General features: G+C 59.2%; 16 protein-coding genes and 1 other annotated feature. Of the genes, 10 read left to right on the top strand and 6 right to left on the bottom strand.

Going from position 1 to position 19,558, the window contains the following annotated elements; translation table 11 throughout:
• Positions 1-75 precede the first annotated feature (75 nt).
• From dnaX to htpG, 4 genes are all read left to right on the top strand, one after another.
• Positions 76-2,055, top strand: coding sequence for a DNA polymerase III subunit gamma/tau (gene dnaX / locus F3J39_RS00890; RefSeq protein ID WP_104084633.1), 1,980 nt, complete (start codon positions 76-78; stop codon positions 2,053-2,055).
• Positions 1,400-1,461 (top strand) — a sequence feature (DnaX frameshifting element). (Overlaps the previous gene by 62 nt.)
• Before the next feature lie 50 nt (positions 2,056-2,105).
• Positions 2,106-2,435 carry a YbaB/EbfC family nucleoid-associated protein gene (locus F3J39_RS00895; RefSeq protein ID WP_031377860.1) on the top strand — a complete coding sequence of 110 codons (330 nt, stop codon included), beginning with the start codon at positions 2,106-2,108 and terminating at the stop codon, positions 2,433-2,435.
• Positions 2,435-3,040 (top strand): recombination mediator RecR, encoded by a 606-nt coding sequence (gene recR / locus F3J39_RS00900; RefSeq protein ID WP_039383019.1) that lies wholly within the window; start codon positions 2,435-2,437, stop codon positions 3,038-3,040. The genes F3J39_RS00895 and recR overlap by 1 nt, the downstream gene beginning before the upstream one ends.
• A 100-nt stretch (positions 3,041-3,140) precedes the next feature.
• A complete protein-coding gene (gene htpG, locus F3J39_RS00905) occupies positions 3,141-5,015 on the top strand; it encodes a molecular chaperone HtpG (protein ID WP_071668943.1) in 1,875 nt (624 codons plus the stop codon).
• Positions 5,016-5,080: 65 nt separating this feature from the next.
• Here htpG and F3J39_RS00910 read toward each other — a convergent pair whose 3' ends face one another.
• Positions 5,081-5,950 carry a LysR substrate-binding domain-containing protein gene (locus F3J39_RS00910; RefSeq protein WP_039383021.1) on the bottom strand — a complete coding sequence of 290 codons (870 nt, stop codon included), beginning with the start codon at positions 5,948-5,950 and terminating at the stop codon, positions 5,081-5,083.
• 185 nt (positions 5,951-6,135) lie between these two features.
• On the opposite strand from F3J39_RS00910, the gene F3J39_RS00915 reads away from it, so the two are divergent.
• The 4 genes from F3J39_RS00915 (at position 6,136) to F3J39_RS00930 (ending at position 10,190) form a co-directional block, all read left to right on the top strand.
• Positions 6,136-6,957, top strand: coding sequence for a DUF6024 family protein (locus F3J39_RS00915; RefSeq protein WP_071668945.1), 822 nt, complete (start codon positions 6,136-6,138; stop codon positions 6,955-6,957).
• 151 nt (positions 6,958-7,108) lie between these two features.
• Complete coding sequence (gene adk / locus F3J39_RS00920) at positions 7,109-7,753, top strand: adenylate kinase (RefSeq protein WP_039383025.1); 645 nt, start codon at positions 7,109-7,111, stop codon at positions 7,751-7,753.
• 114 nt (positions 7,754-7,867) lie between these two features.
• Positions 7,868-8,827 carry a ferrochelatase gene (hemH, locus tag F3J39_RS00925; RefSeq protein WP_039383026.1) on the top strand — a complete coding sequence of 320 codons (960 nt, stop codon included), beginning with the start codon at positions 7,868-7,870 and terminating at the stop codon, positions 8,825-8,827.
• Positions 8,828-8,888: 61 nt separating this feature from the next.
• On the top strand, positions 8,889-10,190 hold the full coding sequence (locus tag F3J39_RS00930) for an inosine/guanosine kinase (RefSeq protein WP_039383027.1): 1,302 nt from the start codon (positions 8,889-8,891) through the stop codon (positions 10,188-10,190).
• 53 nt (positions 10,191-10,243) lie between these two features.
• On the opposite strand, the gene ybaL is transcribed toward F3J39_RS00930, so the two are convergent.
• Positions 10,244-11,932 carry a YbaL family putative K(+) efflux transporter gene (gene ybaL / locus F3J39_RS00935; protein WP_039383029.1) on the bottom strand — a complete coding sequence of 563 codons (1,689 nt, stop codon included), beginning with the start codon at positions 11,930-11,932 and terminating at the stop codon, positions 10,244-10,246.
• Positions 11,933-12,340: 408 nt separating this feature from the next.
• Between ybaL and ushA the strand changes: the two genes are divergently transcribed.
• A complete protein-coding gene (gene ushA, locus F3J39_RS00940; RefSeq protein ID WP_247648226.1) occupies positions 12,341-14,035 on the top strand; it encodes a bifunctional UDP-sugar hydrolase/5'-nucleotidase UshA in 1,695 nt (564 codons plus the stop codon).
• Between the two features lie 47 nt (positions 14,036-14,082).
• Here the strand turns inward: ushA and F3J39_RS00945 are convergent, their stop codons facing one another.
• Positions 14,083-14,514 (bottom strand): multidrug/biocide efflux PACE transporter, encoded by a 432-nt coding sequence (locus F3J39_RS00945; RefSeq protein ID WP_039383032.1) that lies wholly within the window; start codon positions 14,512-14,514, stop codon positions 14,083-14,085.
• Positions 14,515-14,604: 90 nt separating this feature from the next.
• On the opposite strand from F3J39_RS00945, the gene F3J39_RS00950 reads away from it, so the two are divergent.
• Complete coding sequence (locus tag F3J39_RS00950) at positions 14,605-15,477, top strand: LysR family transcriptional regulator (RefSeq protein WP_039383034.1); 873 nt, start codon at positions 14,605-14,607, stop codon at positions 15,475-15,477.
• On the opposite strand, the gene ybaK is transcribed toward F3J39_RS00950, so the two are convergent.
• The 3 genes from ybaK to copA form a co-directional block, all read right to left on the bottom strand.
• Complete coding sequence (gene ybaK, locus F3J39_RS00955; RefSeq protein WP_104084634.1) at positions 15,474-15,953, bottom strand: Cys-tRNA(Pro)/Cys-tRNA(Cys) deacylase YbaK; 480 nt, start codon at positions 15,951-15,953, stop codon at positions 15,474-15,476. The two genes, F3J39_RS00950 and ybaK, sit on opposite strands and share 4 nt — an antisense overlap.
• Before the next feature lie 207 nt (positions 15,954-16,160).
• The gene (locus tag F3J39_RS00960; protein WP_104084635.1) at positions 16,161-16,970 is read right to left on the bottom strand and encodes a TraB/GumN family protein; all 810 of its coding nucleotides are present in this window, start codon (positions 16,968-16,970) and stop codon (positions 16,161-16,163) included.
• A gap of 71 nt (positions 16,971-17,041) precedes the next feature.
• Positions 17,042-19,549, bottom strand: a complete 2,508-nt coding sequence (gene copA / locus F3J39_RS00965; RefSeq protein WP_166713760.1) for a copper-exporting P-type ATPase CopA — start codon at positions 19,547-19,549, stop codon at positions 17,042-17,044.
• Positions 19,550-19,558 lie beyond the last annotated feature (9 nt).

Here is a 19,558-nt window from a genome sequence, read left to right on the forward strand (position 1 = left end):
CTTTTTCTGACGGTGGCTGCCGGCTGATTGCCGCGCTGCTGTGCCAACTCAATACAATCCAGTGACCACATCCACATGAGCTATCAGGTACTTGCGCGAAAATGGCGTCCCCAGGCCTTCGCAGACGTAGTGGGTCAGGAACATGTGCTGACTGCGCTCGCCAACGGGTTATCACTGGGACGTATTCATCATGCCTATCTTTTCTCCGGCACCCGCGGCGTAGGGAAAACTTCTATTGCCCGCCTGCTGGCGAAAGGGTTGAATTGCGAAACCGGTATTACCGCTACGCCCTGTGGCAAGTGCGACAACTGCCGGGAAATTGAGCAGGGCCGCTTTGTTGACTTAATCGAGATCGATGCGGCTTCCCGTACCAAAGTGGAAGATACGCGCGATCTGCTGGATAACGTGCAGTACGCGCCAGCGCGCGGTCGCTTCAAGGTCTATCTGATTGATGAAGTACATATGCTGTCGCGCCACAGCTTTAATGCCCTGCTGAAAACGCTGGAAGAGCCGCCGTCCCACGTTAAGTTTTTGCTGGCCACCACCGATCCGCAGAAGCTGCCGATCACTATCCTGTCGCGCTGCCTGCAGTTCCATCTGAAAGCGCTGGACGTTGAACAGATTCAGCAGCAGCTGAGCTATGTGCTGGAGCAGGAGCAGATTGCCGCGGAGCCACGTGCGCTGCATCTGCTGGCGCGCGCTGCCGATGGCAGTATGCGTGATGCGCTGAGCCTGACCGATCAGGCGATCGCCAGCGGGCAGGGCAGCGTCACGCGCGATACCGTCGCGCAGATGCTCGGCACGCTGGATGATGAACAGCCGCTGGCGCTGATTGAAGCGCTGGTGGAGGGCAGCGGCGAACGGGTAATGGCGCGCCTGAATCAGGCCGCTTCGCGCGGAGTAGAGTGGGAAGCGCTGCTGGTTGAGATGCTGCGGCTGCTGCATCGCATCGCAATGGTGCAGCTGCTGCCTGGCTCTCTCAATGATGAAGAGTTCAGTGAAGCGCAGCGCCTGCGTGAGCTGGCGCGTACCCTGCCACCCGCTGACGTGCAGCTCTACTATCAGACGCTGCTGATGGGACGCAAAGATCTGCCGCTGGCACCCGATCGGCGCCTGGGTGTGGAAATGACGCTGCTGCGCGCGCTGGCTTTCCATCCACAGGCTACACTTGCTGAACCGGTGGCGCGTCCGTCGCTGGCACCGCAGGCGGCACCGCAGGTACCTGCCGCCGCCCCGGCTGAGCAGCCTGCTGCGGCTACACAACCGCAGATGGCACCGGCTACGCAACCGCAGATGGCGCCGCCCGCTGCGCCGGCTCCGGCAGAACCGCAGGCTCCGCCTGCCGGCAATCTGCCGGACACCACCAGTCAGCTGCTGCAGGCGCGTACGCAACTGCTGCGTCAGGGGGCAGGTAAAGTAAAAAAGAGTGAGCCGGCAGCGCGTCCCGCGCGGCCGGCAAATCAGGCGCTGGAGCGTCTGGCTACGGTGACGGAGCGCGTTCAGCAGCGTGCACCCGAAACCGCAAGCGCGCCGGTAAAACCGGAGGCGTACCGCTGGAAAGCACAGCAGCAGAGTGAGGAGAAAGCGGAGCCGGTCGCAACGCCAAAAGCCTTGCGTTCAGCGCTGGAGCATGAGAAAACGCCGGAGCTGGCTGCGCGGCTGGCCGAGGAAGCACAGCTGCGTGATGCCTGGACCGCTGAAATTGCCCGGCTGACGCTGCCAAAGCTGGTGCAGCAGGTGGCGCTCAACGCGTGGAAAGAGCAGCATGAACAGAGCGTGACGCTGCATCTGCGCAGCAGCCAGCGACACCTCAATTCTGCGGCAGCCCGGCAGGCCATTCAGGCTGCGCTAAGCCAGGCGGCGGGTCAGGAAGTTGAACTGACCATCGTGGAAGATGATAATCCGGCGGTGCTGACGCCGCTGGAGTGGCGACAGGCCATCTATGAAGAGAAGCTGGCGCAGGCGCGCCAGTCGCTCGCAAGTGATACCCACATTCAGATGCTGCAGCAGTTCTTTGATGCCGATCTGGATGAAGAGAGTATCCGACCCGTATGATCACGCTGTCGCGCAGAGGTTGCGCGCAGCCCCAGCAGAGAGAGAAAACTATGTTTGGTAAAGGCGGATTGGGCAACCTGATGAAACAGGCCCAGCAGATGCAGGATAAAATGGCCAAGGTTCAGGAAGAGATCGCCGCGCTGGAAGTTACGGGCGAATCGGGTGCGGGTCTGGTTAAAGTAACCATCAACGGCGCGCACAACTGCCGTCGCGTGGAAGTCGATCCCAGCCTGCTGGAAGATGACAAAGATATGCTGGAAGATTTGATTGCTGCAGCCTTTAACGATGCGGCGCGTCGCATCGATGAGACGCAGAAAGAGAAGATGGCTTCTGTCTCTTCCGGTATGCAGCTGCCGCCTGGCTTCAAGATGCCGTTCTGATGCAGACCAGTCCACTGCTTGAAACCTTAATGGAGTCACTGCGCTGTCTGCCGGGTGTAGGCCCGAAGTCAGCGCAGCGCATGGCGTTTCACCTGTTGCAACGCGATCGCAGCGGTGGCATGCGTCTGGCTCAGGCGCTGACGCGCGCGATGTCGGAAATCGGCCACTGTGCCGATTGCCGCACCTTCACCGAACAGGAGATCTGCACCATCTGTGCTAACGCCCGTCGGCAGCAGAACGGGCAGATTTGCGTGGTGGAAAGCCCGGCAGATATTCACGCCATTGAGCAGACCGGCCAGTTTGGCGGACGCTACTTTGTGCTGATGGGACATCTGTCGCCGCTGGATGGGATTGGTCCGCAGGATATCGGGCTCGATCGCCTGGAGCAGCGTCTGGAACATGAGACGCTGCAGGAGGTGATCCTGGCGACCAACCCCACGGTAGAGGGTGAAGCGACCGCCAACTATATCGCTGAGCTGTGCGGTCAGTATGGCGTTGACGCCAGCCGTATTGCACACGGTGTGCCGGTAGGTGGTGAGCTGGAGATGGTTGATGGCACCACGCTGTCGCACTCTCTTGCCGGGCGTCATAAGATTAAATTCTAAGCACTCGCCGGTTTCATTCACTGAAACCGGCTTGAAAATTTTCCCGCCATCCCCATCTCTTCCTCAACGTTCGATCAACCCCGATTCTGTTGAGGTAGCAATGACCATGAAAGGACAAGAGACGCGTGGCTTCCAGTCAGAGGTAAAACAACTTCTGCACCTGATGATCCATTCCCTCTATTCAAACAAAGAGATTTTCCTGCGTGAACTGATCTCCAACGCCTCTGATGCCGCTGATAAGCTGCGCTTCCGCGCGCTTTCCACTCCGGATCTCTATGAAGGCGACGGCGAGCTGCGCGTGCGTATCTCGGTCGACAAGGAGAAACGGACGCTGACGCTGAGCGACAACGGTATCGGTATGCGTCGCGATGAGGTAATTGAAAACCTCGGTACTATCGCTAAATCAGGCACCAAAGCGTTCCTGGAGTCTATGGGCTCTGACCAGGCGAAAGACAGCCAGCTGATTGGCCAGTTTGGTGTGGGTTTCTACTCCGCCTTTATCGTTGCTGACAAAGTGACCGTGCGCACCCGCGCTGCCGGCGCACAGGCCAGCGAGGGCGTGTTCTGGGAGTCAGAAGGCGAGGGCGAATATACCCTGGCAGAAATCGAAAAAGCCGATCGCGGTACCGAGATCACGCTGCATTTCCGCGCAGGGGAAGATGATTTCCTTGACGCCTGGCGCGTGCGTAACGTCATCAGCAAATATTCCGATCACATCGCACTGCCGGTAGAGATCGAAACCAAAGATGAAGAGAACGACACCGTAACCTGGGAGAAGGTCAACAAAGCCCAGGCGCTGTGGACGCGTAATAAAGCGGAGATCAGCGACGACGAGTACAACGAGTTCTACAAGCACATTGCACATGACTTCAGCGATCCGGCTATCTGGAGCCATAATCGCGTGGAAGGCAAGCAGGAGTACACCAGCCTGCTCTACATCCCGCAGCGTGCTCCGTTCGATATGTGGAACCGCGACAGCAAGCATGGCCTCAAGCTTTATGTACAGCGCGTGTTTATTATGGATGACGCTGAGCAATTCATGCCGAACTACCTGCGCTTTGTGCGCGGTCTGATTGACTCTAACGATCTGCCGCTTAACGTCTCACGTGAAATTCTGCAGGACAGCCGTGTCACCCAGAGCCTGCGCGCCGCGCTGACTAAGCGCAGCCTGCAGATGCTGGAAAAACTGGCAAAAGATGATGCAGAGAAGTATCAGCAGTTCTGGAAAGAGTTTGGTCTGGTACTGAAAGAGGGACCGGCAGAAGATAGCGCCAATCAGCAGGCGATTGCTAAACTGCTGCGTTTTGCCACCACGCAGAGCGAAGGCAGCGAGCAGAGCGTATCGCTGGATGACTACCTGAGCCGCATGGTTGAAGGTCAGGAGAAGATCTACTACATCACGGCGGACAGCTATGCCGCGGCGAAAAGCAGCCCGCATCTGGAGCTGTTCCGCAAAAAAGGCATTGAGGTACTGCTGCTCTCCGATCGTATCGATGAGTGGATGATGAGTTATCTCACCGAGTTCGAAGGTAAAACGTTCCAGTCAGTAAGCAAAGCTGATGAGTCGCTGAGCAAGCTGGCGGATGAAGAGACCGAAGAGCAGAAAGAAGCGGAAAAAGCGCTGGAGCCGTTTGTTGAGCGCGTGAAAACGCTGCTGGGCGAGCGCGTTAAAGAGGTGCGACTGACGCATCGTCTGACCGATACGCCTGCTATCGTCACCACTGATGCTAACGAAATGACCACCCAGATGGCGAAGCTGTTTGCCGCCGCCGGTCAGGATGTTCCGGAAGTGAAATATATCTTTGAGATCAATCCGGAGCATGGCCTGGTGAAACGCGTAGCGGATACCCAGGATGAGGCGCGCTTTGCCGAATGGGTTGAACTGCTGCTGGATCAGGCGCTGCTGGCTGAGCGCGGTACGCTGGACGATCCTAACCAGTTTATCCGCCGCATGAACCAGCTGCTGACGGCGTAACGCCGCACAGCGCGAAGCGAATAAAACAGCTAAGGGCGCCATTAATGGCGCCCTTTTTTATGGCGTCAGCACTGCGCCTGCTCTCTGAGCCATGCGCGAAACAGACGGATCTCTGCATTCTGCTCGCGCGAGCGTTTGGCCATCATCCAGGTCGCGCGATCGATGCGCACAAAGCCCAGCGGCGCAATCAGCGCGCCCGCTTCCAGCTCCTGCTGCACCAGCAGTCGCGGGGCCATAATGATCCCCAGACCGCTTCTGGCGGCCTGAATAGCCAGCATCAGATTATCAAAGTGTTTGCCACGCCAGAAATCACCGCGTGCGCCGCTGTTTTTTGCCCACTCAGCCCAGGCGTGCAGCCGGGTATCCGCATGCAGCAGCGGCAGCGTTTGCAGATCGCGCGCGCTCTGCAGGCGTTCGGCGTAGTGGGGCGCACAGAGCGGCCCAATCGCGTCATCGCTGATAAGCGTGGCTTCAATATCATCATCGGGCTGCTGCTCATAACTCAGGATCAGCACATCGGTGTGTTCACTGCGCAGCTGATCGATCTCAACCAGTGACTGAAACTGCACGTCGATATCCGGGTAGCGCTGATAGAAACTGCTGATACGCGGGATCAGCCACTGAGAGAGAAAGCTGGGCGCACAGGAAACAGAGAGGTGATGCCGCATACCGGTACGTATGCTTTCGCAGCTGGTGGCGAGTTCGCTGAACGCTTTCTGACAGCTGACCAGAAGGCGTTCGCCATGCGAGGTGAGTTTGACGCGTCCGTTAGTGCGTACAAACAGCGGTTTGCCCATCCAGCTCTCCAGCTGGCGCACCTGATGGCTGACGGCGCTGTGGGTGACATGCAGGGTTTCCGCTGCCGTACTGAAACTGCTGTGCAGCGCTGCCTGATGAAAATAGCGCAGCGCCCGTAGTGACGGAAGCGCGGTCATACTCGTCCCTTGTGTAAAAACCTAACAGGGATTGTCAGTTTATATCATTTTAATGTCCAGCCGCATTGCCCTAACCTCTGCTCCAGATTCTGGCAGGTTGACGGGACGGGCTGGCTATGTATCAGCCACGCGTTTTATCTGCCGGAAAGCACCACTTCGCAGCTAATACAGGGAAACGTTACGCGATGGCCTCACAAAACGCCTCTGCCAGGGCGGCGATATGCGATCGGCTGCGCAGCCAGCTATCCCGCTACTACCGGCTGGAAAATTACGATCTCTTCTTTGCGCCCACGCTGCATATTGCGCGGGTGGTGCTCTCTCAGCTTTTTTTACGCCAGGAGCAGGCGCGTAATCAGACACGCTACGCCTCGCACCATCCGGTTAGCGAGCTGAGCGTGCTGCCCGCCGTCCCGATGATGGCGGGAAATATCGCCCTGATAGAGCATGTGGATCTGGCGGAAGGGCGGGTGCGCTCGCTCGACGCCTGCCAGAGTCAGGGCGTGACCGACGCTTCCGGGTCGTTTGCCAGCGCGCTGCACAAAACGCTGATTGCCGGCTCCCATCTGTTTGTCGCACACCTGAACCACCATGCAGCGCTGAGCGACGATCTGGTACTGATTGCGCTGCGCACGACAAAATTCAGCACGCTGGTGCGCAGCGAACTGCGGCTGATAGAGCAGGGGCTGGCGCTGGGAAGCGCGCCGCAGCAGGCGCTGACGATGATGGAGAGCGCTGAGTGGAAGCCGTTTAATATCGCCATGGTTGACCGGTTTGCGCTCGAAACGCCGCTACCGCTCGCCTCACTGCAGCAGCCCGGTTTGCCATTTGCCCTGATTGATCTGCCGCCGGCGCTGCATAATGTTACCCTGCCGCCGGAGATCCGGCGGCTGCCCGGACGTTTGCTGATCCCGGCCAGCCTGCGCGGCAGCGGCAGCAAACATACAAACGTCACCGCGACGCTGAAAAAGCAGCTGAAAGCGTTGTTGCTGCGTAGCCTGAATTCCTAAAATCAATCCCTCAGCTGGCGCTTCATCCCAAAGCAGGTCACAGTAGGCGGGCCAGTGATAGCGTGCCCGTTGCCTTGTGGCTGGCGGGTCATAATGGTATGTTCTTGGCCTTCATAGATTGATCAATGCGATTCGCAAGGGGAATTACGCAATGCGTATTATTCTGCTCGGGGCACCGGGCGCAGGTAAAGGCACTCAGGCTCAGTATATTATGGAGAACTACGGTATTCCGCAGATCTCTACCGGTGACATGCTGCGCGCCGCAGTAAAAGCAGGCACCGAACTGGGCCAGCAGGCGAAAGCCATCATGGATGCCGGTAAACTGGTGACTGATGAACTGGTGATTGCGCTGGTTAAAGAGCGTATCGCGCAGGAAGACTGCAAAAACGGCTTCCTGCTCGATGGCTTCCCACGCACCATCCCGCAGGCTGACGCCATGAAAGAAGCGGGCATCAAAGTCGATTACGTGCTGGAATTTGCCGTGCCGGACGAGCTGATCGTCGATCGCATTGTGGGCCGTCGCGTGCATGCGCCTTCTGGCCGCGTATACCACATCAAAAACAAGCCACCAAAAGTGGAAGGTAAAGATGATGTGACCGGTGAAGAGCTGACCACGCGCAAAGACGATCAGGAAGAGACCGTGCGTAAGCGTCTGGTTGAGTATCATGAGCTGACAGCGCCCCTGATTGCTTACTACAGCAAAGAAGCGGAAGCGGGTAACACCGCCTATCACAAAATTGACGGCACCCGCCCGGTGGCTGACGTCAGTGAAGAACTGCGCCGTATCCTCGGCTAAGTACCAAAAGGGCCGGATGCCTGGCCCTTTTACAGCAATTGCTTTTCCCGCCCGTGATTTCCGCTACAATTTCCCCCGATTCACCACTCTTCGTTGCGATATCAAGGAAACAGAATGAGGCAAGATAAGCCCGGTGTTCTGCTGGTTAACTTAGGCACACCTGAAGCACCTACCACCCCGGCGGTGAAACGCTATCTGAAGCAGTTCCTCGGCGATCCGCGCGTGGTTGATACGCCGCGCTGGCTATGGTGGCCCATCCTTAATTTTATTATTCTGCCGTTTCGTTCGCCGCGCGTGTCGAAACTCTACGCCTCCGTCTGGATGGAAGAGGGATCGCCGCTGATGGTATTCAGCAAGCGGCAGCGTGCCGCGCTGGCGCAGCGCGTGGACATGCCGGTCGAGCTGGGCATGAGCTATGGTCAGCCGAGCCTGGACGGAGCGGTACATCGCCTGCTGGATCAGGGCGTCACGCACCTGATTGTGCTGCCGCTCTATCCGCAGTTCTCCTGCTCTACCGTTGCCGCCGTGTGGGATGGCCTGGCCAGCAGCTTTAAACCGCTGCGCTCGCTGCCGCAGGTCTCCTTTATTCGCGACTATGCTGAGCATCCGGCTTACATTGCCGCGCTGAAAGCCTCCGTTGAGCGCTCATTTGCCCGCCACGGCGAGCCGGATCTGCTGGTGCTCTCTTACCACGGCATTCCGCAGCGTTTCGCCAATGAAGGCGATGATTATCCGCAGCGCTGTAAAGATACCACCGCCGCACTGGCGGCGGCGCTGAATATCGCCCCTGAAAAAATCATGATGACCTTTCAGTCGCGCTTCGGGCGTGAGCCGTGGCTGATGCCTTACACCGATGAGACCATGAAAAGTCTGCCGGCCAAAGGCATTAAGCACGTGCAGGTCATGAGCCCCGGCTTTGCGGCGGACTGTCTGGAAACGCTGGAGGAAATCAGCGGTGAAAACTGCGAAATTTTCCTGCATGCAGGCGGCGAAAAATTTGAATATATTCCCGCGCTTAACGCTGATGACGAGCACATTGAGATGATGGTACAGCTGGTCAACGCGCGCCGCTAAGCGCATCAGGCAGAGAGTATGATATGCTTCTCTGCCTGATTTTCCCTGATGACTGCTTTTCATGAAATTTCCCGGCAAACGTAAATCCAAACACTATTTTCCCGTCAACGCGCGCGATCCGCTGCTGCAGGCTATTCAGCAGGAGCAGGAGGAGGGCAGCTGGGTGGTGGGTATCGACCAGACGCTGGTGGATATCGAAGCCAAAGTTGATGACGCGTTCCTGCAGCGCTACGGCCTGAGTGCCGGGCATTCGCTGGTGATTGACGACGCGACGGCGGAAGCGCTCTATAACGAGTTGATGCGCGAGCAGCTGATCAGCCACCAGTTTGCCGGCGGCACCATTGGCAACACGTTGCACAACTACTCGGTGCTGGCTGACGATCGTTCCGTGCTGCTGGGCGTCATGTGCAATAACATCCAGATTGGCGGCTACGCCTATCGCTATCTCTGCAACACCTCCAGCCGTATGGATCTGAACTTCCTGCAGGGCGTGGACGGCGCGATTGGCCGCTGCTTTACCCTGATTGGCGAGCACGGTGAACGGACCTTCGCGATCAGTCCGGGGCTGATGAACCGGCTGCAGGCGGAGAGTATCCCGGAAGAGGTGATTGCCGGGGCGTCAGCGCTGGTGCTGACCTCCTATCTGGTACGCTGCCAGCCTGGTGAACCGATGCCGGACGCCACGCTGCGCGCCATTGCGTATGCGAAAAAGCATAATGTGCCGGTGGTGTTAACGCTGGGTACAAAATATGTCATTCAGGATAACCCGCAGTTCTGGCGTGATTTCCTGCGCGATCACGTCTCTATTGTCGCGATGAACGAAGAAGAAGCGTTTGCGCTGACCGGTGAACAGGATCCGCTGCTGGCAGCTGATATGGCGCTGGAGTGGGTCGATCTGGTACTCTGCACCGCCGGTCCGACCGGGCTCTACATGGCGGGCTTCACTGAAGATGAATTTAAGCGCAAAACGAATCACCCGCTGCTGCCGGGCGCGATTGCGGAATTCAACCAGTATGAGTTCAGCCGGGCGATGCGCCAGCAGGATTGTCAGCAGCCGCTGCGCATCTTCTCGCATATCGCGCCTTACATGGGCGGACCGGAAAAGATCATGAATACCAACGGGGCAGGGGACGGGGCGCTGGCAGCGCTGCTGCACGATATCACGGCGAACAACTTCCATCGCCTCAAAGTCCCCAACTCCAGCAAACATGCGCGTGAATATCTGACCTACTCCTCGCTGGCGCAGGTGTGCAAATATGCTAACCGCGTGAGTTATCAGGTGCTGAACCAGCATTCACCGCGCCTGACGCGCGGCCTGCCGGAGCGGGAAGATAGCCTGGAAGAGTCTTACTGGGACAGATAAGCGCGCAGTAAAAAGGGGCGCATCAGTGCGCCCCTGCAGTCAGCGATCCCCGATCAAATCGGGCATTCGCGGGAGATCGGCTCAACGGCGATCTCCTTTTTCAGCACATTGAGCATGCTGCTGGCAATTTCACGCTCGCCCATCACGACCTGATTAGCGCCGCGATCCATAATATAGGCGACTTCGTCGTCATAGTGCGCACGGGCGATAATCTCAATATCCTTGCGCTTCTCACGTGCGGCCACCACCACTTCACCCGCTTCATAGCCATTCGGAATGGTCAGCAGCAGCCAGCGGGCGCAGTCAAGCCGTGCCAGCTCCATGGTCTCTGCGCGTGCTGCATTGCCCAGCACCGCTCTGATACCCTGTTCACGCAGCGCTTCAACGCGCGGGCGGGAGTTTTCCACCACCACCAGCGGGATATCTGCTTCCAGCAGCTGCTGCCCCAGCAGGCTGCCGACGCGTCCATAACCCACAATCACCGCGTGATTACAGATATCTACCGGGATCTGTTTCTCTTCCGCCATCGCCTCTTCCAGCGTCTGCTCCTCAGCGGTTTCAGTTTTATCCAGATAGCGCTCCAGCAGCGAGAAGAGGATAGGGTTCAGCATAATGGAGAGAATAGCCGCCGCCAGCACCAGGTTGCGCCCCTCTTCGCTGAGCAGATCGAGTGAAATGCCGAGGCCGGCGAGAATAAAGGCAAACTCACCAATCTGCGCCAGACTGACCGAAATGGTCAGGGCGGTACGGCGTGAGTGCCCCAGCAGAGTGACCAGCGCCCAGGCGGCGATTGATTTACCCAGCACCACGATGGCGAGCGCGCCCAGTACCGCCAGCGGCTGTTCAATCAGGATCATCGGATTAAACAGCATGCCGACCGATACAAAGAACAGTACGGCAAAGGCGTCGCGCAGTGGGAGCGTGTCGCGCGCCGCGCGGTGGCTCAGCTCAGATTCGTTCAGCACCATGCCGGCGAAGAAGGCGCCAAGGGCAAAGGAGACATCAAAGAACTCTACGGCACCAAAGGCGATACCGAGCGCCAGCGCCAGCACCGATAGAGTAAAGAGTTCACGCGAGCCGGTAGCCGCGCTTTTTGCCAGGATCCACGGGATAACGCGGCGGCCTACCACCATCATCAGCACCATAAAGGCGGCCACTTTACCGATGGTCAGCAGCAGATCCCATGCCAGCAGGGTCGGACTGGCGTTACCCTGTTCCAGCATGCCGGCGATGGCAGGCAGCAGCACCAGCGTCAGCACCATCACCAGGTCTTCCACAATCAGCCAGCCGATCGCAATCTGGCCGCGCTGGCTGTCAATCAGCTGTCGCTCCTCCAGCGCCCGCAGCAGCACTACGGTACTGGCCGTAGAGAGGCACAGGCCAAACACCAGGCCAGTCATCCATGACCAGCCCATGGTCCAGGAGAGCCCCATTCCCAGCAGCGTCGCCACCGCGATTTGCGCCACGGCGCCGGGAATGGCGATCGACTTTACCGCCATCAGATCTTTCAGTGAGAAGTGCAGTCCGACGCCAAACATTAGCAGAATGACGCCCAGCTCTGCCAGTTCAGGTGCCAGATTCGTATCCGCAACAAAGCCTGGCGTAAAAGGGCCCGCAACCACGCCGGCAACCAGATAGCCCACCAGCGGAGAGATGCGCAGGCGATTGGCCAGCATGCCAAGGAGAAACGCGAGGACCAGGCCCCCGACAATAGTGGTGATCAACGGTGTGGTGTGATGCATGCCTGTCTCCTTGTGTGCAAATGTGTCCGCTTGTAACAATCAAGTGTAATGCAAATCCTGCTGCAGCGTTTAGACATTTGCGGGATGAAAGCTGAATAAACTGAAAAAATGCGATAAAAAACGTGCCGAAGCGCTATTTTCAGCAGTTATCCTGGCGTGCAGGTAGTGATAATGCATTACAGCAGCGTTAAAAAGCGCAGCATCCCCCGACGGGCCCAGCCGGCGAGAGCAGATGAAAATAGCAGCGGGTACTGCCTTTCAGCTTGAGTTAAGCAGGGAACTGTGCGACACAGAGGGCAGAAATCTGTCAGGTCCACGATGCAGTGGAAAAAAACGAACAAGGAGAGCGTTGTGTTGTTACTTACCCCGAAAAAGCGCTGGCTGGCGCTGCTGGTTTTGCTGGTGCCGATGCTGGCGCAGGCGTGGCAAACCGATCGCAGCTATCGCTTCAGCATCCTGCATACCAACGATCATCATGGCCATTTCTGGAGTAACGCGCAGGGTGAGTATGGGCTGGCAGCACAAAAGAGCCTGATGGACCAGCAGCGTTATGATGTCCAGGCGCGCGGAGGGGGTGCGCTCATCCTCTCCGCCGGGGATATCAATACCGGCGTGCCGGAGTCAGATGTGCTGAACGCAGAGCCTGACATTCGCGGCATGAATCTGGTGGGTTATGACGCTATGGCGCTGGGAAACCACGAATTTGACAAGCCTCTGAGCGTGCTGGAACAGCAGAAAAAGTGGGCGCGTTTTCCCTTTCTCGCGGCGAATATCTATCAAAAAGGCAGCGATCGGCGGCTGTTTTCGCCCTGGGCCATATTTAACCGTATGGGCCTGAAAATAGCGGTTATCGGGCTGACCACTACGGATACGCTGCGTATTACCAACCCGGAAAATGTCGCAGAGCTTGAGATCCGCGATCCGGTCAAAGAGACGCTGAAAGCGGTAGCGGAGCTGCGCGCCACGGAAAAGCCTGATGTGATCATCGCGCTGACGCATATGGGACATTATGACGACGGTCAGCACGGCAGTAACGCACCGGGCGACGTTGAGCTGGCGCGCAGCCTGCCGCCCGGCACCCTGAGTGTTATCGTGGGCGGCCACTCGCACGATGCCGTCTGTATGGCGCAGGCTAACCGCAGCGTGCCCGATTATCAGCCAGGCCAGCCCTGCCAGCCCGATCGGCAAAATGGCGTCTGGATCATGCAGGCTAAAGAGTGGGGCAAATATGTGGGTCGCGGCGATTTTACCTTTCGCAACGGTGAGCTGACGCTGGAAAATTATCAGCTCATCCCGGTTAACCTGAAGCATAAAGTCACCAACCAGGATGGCAGCGAAACCTGGCTGCCTTATCAGGAGCCGATTGTACCCAATACCGCGATGATGAAGCTGCTGACCCCTTTCCAGCTGCGCGCCGGTAAACAGCTGGATGTCGCCGTTGGCCGCAGTGACGGGCTGTTTGTCGGCGAGCGCAATAAAGTCCGCTTTGAGCAGACCAATCTGGCGCAGCTGATCCTGCGAGCGCAGATGGCCGCGACCAAAGCGGATGTGGCGGTGATCAGCGGCGGCGGCATCCGCACATCGCTTTCGGCAGGCGAGCTGCGCCTGCGCGATCTGCTGCAGGTGCAGCCGTTTGGCAATCAGGTGGTGTCGGTCACGCTGAGCGGTGAGGAACTGCAGGCATATCTTGCCCGCATCGCCAATATCAAAGCTAACTCCGGCGGCTTTGCGCAGCTGGCCGGCATCAGCCTGGTGGCCGACGGCACCTCAGTGAGTGATGTCAAAATCAACGGGAAGCCGCTGGAGAAGACAAAAACCTATCGCCTTGCCACTAACAGCTTTAACGCCAGCGGCGGCGACGGCTATCCGCCGCTGACGGCGCGCGCGGGCTACCGCAACAGCGGTCTGCGCGATGCTGACGTGCTGCGCGACTATATTACTCAGCATTCGCCGCTAAAAATCGCTGATTTTGTGCCGCCAGCCGTCGTGCATCTGACCGACGAGCAGGTACGCGAGCGTGACAAGGCGCTGGAAAAGCAGCGCAAGCGCAGCTATCCGCGTATGTTCCTGGCATGGATCTGGCCGCGCGCGGCGCAGGATTAAGCGTAACCGGCGCGCTGCTTCCGGCCGGAGGCAGCGCGCGCCCGGCATCAGGCGCGGCAGGATGGCTGCGCAAACCAGCGCAGGCGCAGCTTATCCCAGACCCAGTTGTAAACCATGGTGTAGGGCAGGAAAAACAGAAAGAATCCCACCTCCACTAAAAAGGCGTTAAGCAGCGAAATATGCAACATGCCGGCGGCGATCGGCAGGCCAATCAGGATAAATCCCCCTTCAAAACAGAGCGCATGCAGGGCACGCAGCCCCAGCCCGCGCTTCTGATGCGGCGGCCAGATGCGATCGAACAGGGTGTTATAAATCATGTTCCACAGCATCGCGACGGTAGAAAGGGCAATCGCCAGCGTGCCCATCTGGAACAGCGGCTTGTCCATAATCCATGCTGCCAGCGGCGCGATAGTCACAATAGCCAGGCCCTCAAAGCCCACGGCGTGCAGAATGCGTTCTTTCAGCGAACGGGTACGCATAAATACCTCCGGTTACGTAATAACGCGCATTTTCGCACTGCACGCATCTGAGATAAAATGAGTGTCTATCGAAAAAAACGATGGTAAACCATGAAATACTCTCCGGAATCCCTTGAGGCATTTGTCCAGACTGTTGCGAGCGGCTCTTTCTCTGCTGCTGCCCGCGCGCTGGCAAAAAGCCAGTCCACCATCAGTGCTGCCATCGCTAACCTTGAAATTGATTTAGGCTTTGCGCTGTTTGATCGTCGCGGCCGTCAGCCGGTGCTGACACCGCAGGGGGAACGCGCGCTGGCTCAGGTGCAGCAGATCCTGGCCGCCAGTCAGCGGCTGGATGAACTGGCGCTGCGTCTGTCGCAGGGTGTTGAGCCGCGCCTGAGTCTGGCCATTTCCGATTTCTGGCAGGCCGATCATCATGAACATCTGCTGACGCGGTTTGATGCCCGCTACCCCGATATCGACTTTGAATGCATGATTGCAGAGGATGAGGATGTACTGGATCTGCTGCAGGCGGGGCGGGTGCACCTGGGCGTGGTCCGCACTCAGCCTGCGCTGCCGCCCGATCTGGCGGTAGCCCGGCTGCAGGTGGAGGCGCAGATGGCGATCTTTCTGCATCAGGATCACGCGCTGTCGCAGCTGGCTCAGGTGAGTGAGGCGCAGCTCAGCGAGCTGCGGCAGCTGCGGCTGAACACCTGGGTACAGACGCGCGGACCGCTGCCGGCTGCCGGACGAACCTGGTCAGCGCCGACGTATCTGCTGCTGCTGGAGATGGCGGAGCAGGGGTTTGGCTGGAGCGTACTGCCGCGCTGGCTGGTGGATCAGTTTGGTCATCAGGTCCTGAAAGAGCTATGCGTTCCCGGCTGGCCGCAGCATATTGCGGTAGATGTGGTCTGGTCGCGACGTAATCCGCCCGGCCCGGCCGGGCGCTGGATGATCGATCAGCTTTGCGCGCAGCAGCCCGATTAATCGCAGCGTGCCACGTCGGCCAGTGTGGCATTCAGCAGCCGCGCCAGATCCTCTGCAGCCAGTTCAATGTCGAGGCCGCGTTTACCGCCAGAGATAAATATGGTGGCAAACTCTGCGGCCTGCCGATCGATTACCGTTGGCAGGCGCTTTTTCTGGCCCAGCGGACTGATGCCGCCCAGCAGGTAGCCGGTGACGCGCTGCGCCAGCTGCGGATCGGCCATCTCTGCTCGCTTTGCGCCCAGCGCTTTCGCCACTTTTTTTAGATCAAGCTGGGATGCAACCGGCGTAACCGCCACCGCCAGCGCTTTCGCATCGCCGTTCAGCGCGACCAGCAGCGTTTTAAACACCTGGCGCGCATCAAGGTTGAGCTTGCGCACCGCTTCATCGCCAAAATGCGTTTCATGGCTGTCATGCTCATAGGGGTGCAGCGTAAACGCCACGCCGTTTTTTTCCAGAAGTTTGACTGCAGGGGTCATCATTAATCCTTACGACAAAAATTCTTCTCAAAGATTGCGCTAATAACAGTGGCGAAAATCTGAACTTTGCGCGAGAATTGTCCCGCGCCACTCACCCTGGCGATAACCAAAATCATAAACAAATTCCTCTTTGACAGGTCGATAGTGATATCGGCCTTCTTTTTTTGTCTTATCCTTCGGCCACTCCTGAGCAGCGCAGGTGTCGCGTTACGGCTGCTTCTGTTTTAGCAGGCCGGGCAGATTATCATCGCCATAGAGATGCAGCGCGCCGACGGCCACCAGATAGCGACCCGATGGCAGCGCCAGCAGCTGTTCGCGCCATTGCTGGTTACGGTTACGCATCAGCGTATCGCTCAGCTCGCTGCCAAAGGTCGCGGGCAGCGCTACCGGCTGCTGCGCGGGCGGCGCTTCAAGCCACCAGCTGATCATCGTCTGCAGCAGCCGCGCATTGGTATGCCAGTGCTCAAGCGTATCCACCAGCAGCGCCCGACCCTCCTGCGGCAGGGATTTCAGCAGCGCGATCTGCGTCTCCGGCCCTTCCAGCTCAATGATCGGCTTGCCCGCTGCCTTTGCGGCCTGCAGCAGCTGATAATCGATACCATACTCCGGACGCAGTCCGAGCCGCTGCGCCTGGTGCGCCTGCAGCATCAGCGCTATCTGCCAGCAGGGCAGGGTATCAAAGAGATCACTCTCCAGCCCCAGATCCTGACAGAGCGTCTGCAGCCGCGTCAGCGTGGCGCTCTCCAGCCGGGTGTGCAGCGGCGGCAAATCTGCGGTATCCGCAAAAGGAGAGCCGCCGCGCGTGATGTCCGCCTCAACAATCAGCGCATCCGCTTTCTGCAGCTGACGCAGCAGGCCGGCTGGCAGAGGCTGCATGTTGCGTGTGCCCATATGGATACTGCCGGTCAGATGCAGCAGCCGGTCGCCCAGACGCATATCCATTGCCGGCCAGCGGTAGGCAGACGGAAAAAGCGCGGCGATGCGCTGCCAGAGACGTTGCCAGATAGGGCTGTTCATGTCCGCTCCTGTTACGGTTAAACCGTCATGCTAACGATTTATTTCGGCTAAAAACAGCGCGCTGGCTGCTATTACCGGTCGGGCGGAGTGAAACGCAGCAGGCGGTTTGCATTGCTGACGACGGTGATGGAAGAGAGGGCCATTGCTGCCCCCGCGACAATCGGGCTCAGCAGCAGGCCGGTAAAGGGATAGAGCACGCCCGCCGCAATCGGAATACCCAGGCTGTTATACACAAATGCGCCCAGCAGATTCTGGCGCATATTGCGCAGCGTGGCCTGCGAAATCGCCAGGGCATCCGCTACCCCATGCAGGTCGTTACGCATCAGCGTAAGCGGCGCCGTTTCGACCGCGACATCGCTGCCGCTGCCCATCGCAATACCGGTATCCGCCTGCGCTAACGCTGGCGCATCGTTGATGCCATCTCCTATCATCATCACCCGGCGCCCCTGCTGCTGCAGGCGGCTTATGGCTTCTGCTTTACCCTCTGGCAGCACGCCGGCGATCACTTCATCAATTCCCGCTTCAGCAGCGATAGCGCGGGCTGTGGCCTGATGATCGCCCGTCAGCATCACCAGCCGGTAGCCAGCCTGATGCAGCCGCTGCAGTGCCGCTTTACTCTCCGGCCGCAGATTATCGCGCAGCGCAATCAGGCCCAGCAGCTGGTGCGCGTCGGCCAGCAGCACTGGCGTAGCACCGCTTGCCGCGATGCGTTCGATATCTGCCCGGGCGGCGTCATAGTTAATCTGCTGCTCATCAAGCAGGGCCGTGTTGCCCAGCAGCAGGGTCTGACCTGCCACCTGCGCGCTCACGCCCCTGCCGCGCAGCGTCCGGAAGCGGGTGATCTCTGCTGCCGGCGGCTGCGGCGCGGCAGCGAGGATCGCGCTGGCAAGCGGATGCGTGGATCCCTGCTCCAGCTCCGCTGCGGCCTGCAGGATCTGCTGTTGATCCCGGTCAGCATAGCAGCAGATCTCGCCGATCTGCGGCGCTCCCTGCGTCAGCGTACCGGTTTTATCAAACACCAGCGTGTCAGTTTCGCTGGCGTGCTGCAGCGCGTCGGCATCGCGCACCAGGATACCCAGCTCTGCCGCACGGCCGGTGCCGGCGATGATCGACATCGGCGTGGCCAGCCCCAGCGCACAGGGACAGGCGATGATCAGGACGGTAGTGATGATCACCAGCGCATAGGCGAGCTGCGGCTGTGGCCCAATCAGATACCAGGTGAGGCCGCTCAGCAGCGCAATCGCTACCACAACCGGTACGAAAACGGCAGAGATGCGATCGGCGAGGCGGCCAATCTCCGGCTTGCTGCTTTGCGCCTGACGCACCAGATTAATAATACGTGCCAGCGTGGTGTGGCTGCCGGTGGCGCTGGCGATAAAGCGCAGCGTGCCATCCTGCACCACCGTGCCGGCATAGACTTTGCTGCCAGGCGCTTTTTCCTGCGGCACGGCTTCGCCGGTCAGCATCGCTTCATCGCACCACGCCTCTCCCTGCGTGACGTCGCCATCCACCGGTACCCGATCGCCGGTGACCAGCTTCAGAGTCATACCGGCGGTGACGGCGCTCAGCGGCAGCTGCTGCTCACCCTGTTCGGTGACCACGCACGCCTGCGCCGGCGTCAGATCCAGCAGCCGCTCCAGCGCGCGCGAGGCGCGCTGACGGGCACGCTGTTCCAGCGCGTGCCCGAGGTTAATCAGGCCGATGATCATGACGCTGGCTTCAAAGTAGAGGTGGCGTGCCTGCAGCGGAAAAAATTCCGGCCACAGCGCCACGCTTATCGAATAGAGCCAGGCAGCGCCGGTGCCGAGCGCCACCAGCGTATCCATGGTGGCGGTGGCTAATCGCAGGCTGCGCCAGGCGCTGCGGTAAAAGTGGCCGCCGGCAATGATCATGACCAGCAGCGTGGCAACGCCCAGCGTACGCCACAGCGTCTGATTCTCCGGCGTCAGCATCATATGATCGCCCGCCATGCCCCAGAACATCATCGGCACGCCAAACCCCAGCGCCAGCGCCGACTGCCAGCTGAAGCGGCGCATCGCCTGCCGCGCGTTCGCCTGCTGACGCTCGCGCCGGCGCTGTTCATCCTCAATCACTTCAGCGCTGTAGCCTGCCTTGTCTACGGCGGCAATCAGCGCCGGTGCGTTAACCTCACCCAGCACCAGCGCGCTGCGTTCACCGAGGTTAACGCGTGCTTCCGTGACGCCGGATACCGCGCGCAGCGCGTTCTCTACCCGGCTGACGCAGCTGGCGCAGCTCATGCCATCAATCAACAGATGCTGTACCGGCAGCGCCGCTTCTGCCGGCTGAGAGGCCGTTGTCAGCGCCTCCGGCGGCGGCTCCTGAGCTGTCAACGGATCAGACTTTGGGGATGTTGCCTCAGGCTGCAGCATGGCGTGGTAGCCAGCCTGCTCTACGGTTGCGATCAGCTCGCTGGCGCTGGCCGTCCCGGTCACGCGTGCCTCCTGCTGCGTGACCTCCGCCTGCTCGACGTCGCTGCGCTGTTCCAGCGCCTCTTTAACCCGTTTGACACAGTGGCCGCAGGAAAGCCCCTCCAGCGCCAGCGTTTGTCTGTCTGACATGATAGTCTC

Origin of the sequence: Pantoea sp. Acro-807, assembly GCF_011752675.1 — a bacterium.
Taxonomy (GTDB): Bacteria; Pseudomonadota; Gammaproteobacteria; order Enterobacterales; family Enterobacteriaceae; genus Pantoea; species Pantoea eucrina.

What these genes read in the sequence shown, in the direction of transcription:
- dnaX (WP_104084633.1), top strand. Translation starts at nt 76, where the DNA reads ATGAGCTATCAGGTACTTGCGCGAAAATGGCGTCCCCAGGCCTTCGCA.
- F3J39_RS00895 (WP_031377860.1), top strand. Translation starts at nt 2,106, where the DNA reads ATGTTTGGTAAAGGCGGATTGGGCAACCTGATGAAACAGGCCCAGCAG.
- recR (WP_039383019.1), top strand. Translation starts at nt 2,435, where the DNA reads ATGCAGACCAGTCCACTGCTTGAAACCTTAATGGAGTCACTGCGCTGT.
- htpG (WP_071668943.1), top strand. Translation starts at nt 3,141, where the DNA reads ATGACCATGAAAGGACAAGAGACGCGTGGCTTCCAGTCAGAGGTAAAA.
- F3J39_RS00910 (WP_039383021.1), bottom strand. Translation starts at nt 5,950, where the DNA reads ATGACCGCGCTTCCGTCACTACGGGCGCTGCGCTATTTTCATCAGGCA.
- F3J39_RS00915 (WP_071668945.1), top strand. Translation starts at nt 6,136, where the DNA reads ATGGCCTCACAAAACGCCTCTGCCAGGGCGGCGATATGCGATCGGCTG.
- adk (WP_039383025.1), top strand. Translation starts at nt 7,109, where the DNA reads ATGCGTATTATTCTGCTCGGGGCACCGGGCGCAGGTAAAGGCACTCAG.
- hemH (WP_039383026.1), top strand. Translation starts at nt 7,868, where the DNA reads ATGAGGCAAGATAAGCCCGGTGTTCTGCTGGTTAACTTAGGCACACCT.
- F3J39_RS00930 (WP_039383027.1), top strand. Translation starts at nt 8,889, where the DNA reads ATGAAATTTCCCGGCAAACGTAAATCCAAACACTATTTTCCCGTCAAC.
- ybaL (WP_039383029.1), bottom strand. Translation starts at nt 11,932, where the DNA reads ATGCATCACACCACACCGTTGATCACCACTATTGTCGGGGGCCTGGTC.
- ushA (WP_247648226.1), top strand. Translation starts at nt 12,341, where the DNA reads ATGCTGGCGCAGGCGTGGCAAACCGATCGCAGCTATCGCTTCAGCATC.
- F3J39_RS00945 (WP_039383032.1), bottom strand. Translation starts at nt 14,514, where the DNA reads ATGCGTACCCGTTCGCTGAAAGAACGCATTCTGCACGCCGTGGGCTTT.
- F3J39_RS00950 (WP_039383034.1), top strand. Translation starts at nt 14,605, where the DNA reads ATGAAATACTCTCCGGAATCCCTTGAGGCATTTGTCCAGACTGTTGCG.
- ybaK (WP_104084634.1), bottom strand. Translation starts at nt 15,953, where the DNA reads ATGACCCCTGCAGTCAAACTTCTGGAAAAAAACGGCGTGGCGTTTACG.
- F3J39_RS00960 (WP_104084635.1), bottom strand. Translation starts at nt 16,970, where the DNA reads ATGAACAGCCCTATCTGGCAACGTCTCTGGCAGCGCATCGCCGCGCTT.
- copA (WP_166713760.1), bottom strand. Translation starts at nt 19,549, where the DNA reads ATGTCAGACAGACAAACGCTGGCGCTGGAGGGGCTTTCCTGCGGCCAC.